The sequence below is a fragment of the Vibrio crassostreae 9ZC13 genome, from assembly GCF_000272045.2.
Taxonomy (GTDB): domain Bacteria; phylum Pseudomonadota; class Gammaproteobacteria; order Enterobacterales; family Vibrionaceae; genus Vibrio; species Vibrio crassostreae_C.
The window spans coordinates 371,987-375,775 of record NZ_AJYZ02000019.1; the positions used below are offsets into that span (position 1 = coordinate 371,987).

The 3,789-nt window shown below is 50.4% G+C and carries 1 protein-coding gene; it reads right to left on the reverse strand.

Translation table 11 applies throughout. The annotated features are described in order from the left end of the window. Positions 1–3,789 (reverse strand): cadherin-like domain-containing protein (locus A136_RS03065; RefSeq protein ID WP_431305951.1); only part of this gene is annotated, 3,789 nt, incomplete at its 3' end.

The window sequence follows — 3,789 nt, forward strand, 5'->3', positions numbered from 1 at the left end:
GCCAAGTGTGGCTATGCCAGGTTGGGCATAATCGGGAGACATGTTAACGCCAGCGGTATTCTCGGTTATTGAACCAGTATCAACGCCAGCGATTTGGGCTTTATCGCCAACAGCCGAGAGCGTCGTTGATGCGCCAGTGTGTGTCACACCACCGTGGGCATCTTTGACATCATAGCTAAAGTGCACCGCTCCGTTGTAGTCTTTTTCTGGGGTAAAAGTGAACGTGCCATCGGCATTTAACGCAATAGCACCATGGTCAGCCTGTAGGTTTTCAATGGATAGTTTGCCAATATCGTTGTCATCAACATCGCTAGTATTAGCCAGAAGCTGTGCTGAGGTGAGGACAATTTTGCTATCTTCCAAGCCATTCGCTAAACGTACTTCAGCTGACGCAACTGGCGCATCATTGGTGCCATGAACGGTCACTGTGATATCTTTTTTAGCACTGCCATCGATAGATTCAACGGTAAAGGTTTGCTGGAAGCTTTCCCCTGCGCCTAAATGTTGGACTTTATCATTGTCAATGTTGTATGACCAATGGCCTTGTGCGTTGATATTGAACTGACCACCTTCGGTGGTGGTGATGGTTTGTGCGATAAAACCGGCTTGGTCGTGATCCGGGTCAATGACGTGTAACGTGCCACCACTGCTGAGCTGATTGGTGGTATTGCCAAAGGAAGTATGATCTTCGTAAACATGATTATTTAGGCTGGAGTAGGGCGTCACTGCAATTTTTGCTTGGTTATCTTCACCGGTCACTTTCACCATAATGGTGAGCTTCTGACCATCAGTGGTTTCGACTTCGTAGGGGAGCTCCATCGACTCGCCAGCATGTAGGCTACTGATTAGATCGTCCGGATGATGATTGGTACCTGTATTTAATCTGAATTGATAAGTGCCATTAGGCCAAACATCAAGGTAACCAGGTGCAAACCCTTGACCTAAATATTTACCGCTAAAAACAAACTGAGTGTTATCGCCACTATCAGGGTCAATCAGCTGAAGCTGGCCTCTATAGGATTTAAATTCGCTATCCAGCGCTTGTGTTTCAGTGAGCTGAATGACATTAGAAACCAGTGTGGCTTTATCATCTGTCCCGGCAATCGTAAGCGTGGCGGTTTGTTGCGTACTTCCACCATGGCCATCTTCTACTTGATAAGTGATAGCGATTTGTTGCGACTGACCATTGGCCAAATGATTAAATGCGGGATCAGTGGCATCAACAATTAACGTATGCCCATCAGCATCTAAGGTAATGCCCGTTGGAAGTTGGCCCGACTGAGGTTGGCCATCGATGGCATATTCAAGGTGACTGATAGTTAAAGAGTCGCCGTCTTTATCTGTGGCACCTACTAGCAGATTGAGGGGGTGATGATTATCGGCCCCCTCACTGACACTGTCGGTTAAAGGTGTCACATCAGGGTTGTCGTTAACCGCCGCTAAGTTGGTGGTTGCGCCGGTGTGGGTCACACCACCGTGTGCATCTTTCACATCGTAAGTAAAGTGCACCTCGCCGTTGTAGTCTTTATCTGGCGTGAAGTTATAGGTGCCGTCTCTATTGTTTGTGACCGTGCCATGATCTACGTTTAGGTTATGCACACTGAGCTGTGCTGTTTCACCATGATCAACATCTGAAGCATTGGCCAGTAGCTGCGCTTCAGTCAATGTGACTGCGGTATCCTCGGTGCCCGCCGCTAAAGTCACACTCGATGAAACCACTGGTGTATCGTTTGTGCCTGTCACAGTGACCACAACAGTCTGCTCGACGCTGGCCCCATAACTGTCGGTCACCCTAAGAGTGAATGTCTCTTGTTTTTGTTCGCCATCTCCAAGCGCCTGCGTATGAGCGCCCTGATCCAGACGATAAACCCACTGGCCGGTCGAAGGAACGACCGCCAGATTCCCATAGTTCCCTTTACCAGGATTTGAACCACTGCCAACGACCTCCCAAGACAGTTGGTCACCCGTATCCACATCACTCGCAGACAACTGGCCGCTGACTCTCGTGGCACCATCTTCTACTGTAGCGCCCTGTGAGTCGCTCACTGTATTCGTAATCACTGGCCCATCATTACGCCCTGTCAGCGTGATTTGGAAGGTTTCTGTCGCGGTATTCCCAGCTTTGTCTGTGACCGTAAACGTGAAGGTTTCTTGCTGATGCTCATTGAGGCTTAGTGCTTGCGCCCGAGCATCGGGAGTATAGGTATAGGAGCCATTAGCATGGATCACGAACTTGCCGTAGTTGCCCTGTTGTTCGCCCAGCCCGCCGGTCACTTGAACACCGGATTCGTCATCAACAATCAAGTTGCCATGAATCCCCGGCTGATTTTCGTTCATGCTGGCGTTATTATCGTGGATGGTGGCCACGCTATCTTTGATAATCGTGTCAGTCGAGGTTGCGGTTGTACCGTCATGACTTGTCGCATGCGCCGTCACAGTCAGCGCTCCGTCTTTTAAGGAGGAAAGATCTGCGGTTGTTTGATAGGTGCCGTCTGCTGCAACGGTGATACTGGCCTTGTCGACGGTGACCGTCGTTGTGCCATCGGTGATTTCAATGCGATCCAGTGTGGAAGCCACGCTCGGATCAAGTGACCCTGATATAGTAGCCGCCGCAGATTCGCTGGCATTCAAAACATTGTCAGCCGTATCCGCGATATCAACATTCACGATCGGTGTATCTGCCACAGCAGCTAGGCTCATTGATGCAGAGGCAGCGACTGTCGCGCCCTGCGGGTCTTGCACGTCGTAGGTAAAATGGACGGCCCCGTTGTAATCCGCATCCGGCGTGAAGGTGTAAGTACCGTCTTTGTTGTCGGTGATCGTGCCGTGGTCTGCACTGAGGTTATGCACACTGAGCAGCGCGGTTTCACCATGATCAACATCTGAAGCATTGGCCAGTAGTTGCGCTTCAGTCAATGTGACTGCGGTATCCTCGGTGCCCGCCGCTAAAGTCACGTTTGATGAAATGACAGGAGCATCATTGACTGAAGTTACCAGAACCTTATCTGCAAAGGGCTGGCTAATAGCGCCATCGGTCACCGTACCGGTAATCGCTACGTCCCCATGATAATTCGCGTGAGGAGTAATCGTATAGGTACCGTCGGCATTATGTACCAGCGACGCGTGAGCAGCATCAACGCGAAGCGTATCAATGCTCAGATGATCTCCCTCCGCATCAGTCGCATGGATACCAGCGATAATTTGCGCCTCGGTTAGCGTGATTGACCTGTCTTCATCGGTAGTGGCAATCGTCGCCACATTTGTTACTTGAGGCCCATCGTTTGTGCCCTGAACCGTTGCCGACAACGTGTGCGCCGTTCCATCCTTAGAATGAACGGTTAGGGTTTCGGTAAAGGTATCACCATCGCCGAGACTGTTAATATGGGTGTTATCGTTGTCAACCTTGTAGAGCCAACGGCCGTCAGCATGCAGAATGAACTGCCCTATACCCTTATCACCTGCAACCCAGCTACCCGTTGCTTTGCTACCCGACCCCGATGGAGTGCCCGTAGGCGTAAACAGGGCTTCACCTGCGTCTGGATCCTGTACATTGAGCTGATTCTGGTTAGTTTCAATTACCCCCGACGACTGTACGTGAATATCTTCTTTGATATTCGCGCTATCGGTGCCTGAAATCACCGCAATATCTTGCACAGCTGTAAGCGTGGTGGTTGCACCGGTGTGTGTTACACCACCGTGGGCATCCTTAACGTCATAGCTGAAGTGTACATCGCCGTTGTAGTCTTTTTCTGGGGTAAAAGTGAACGTGCCATCGGCATTTAACGCAAT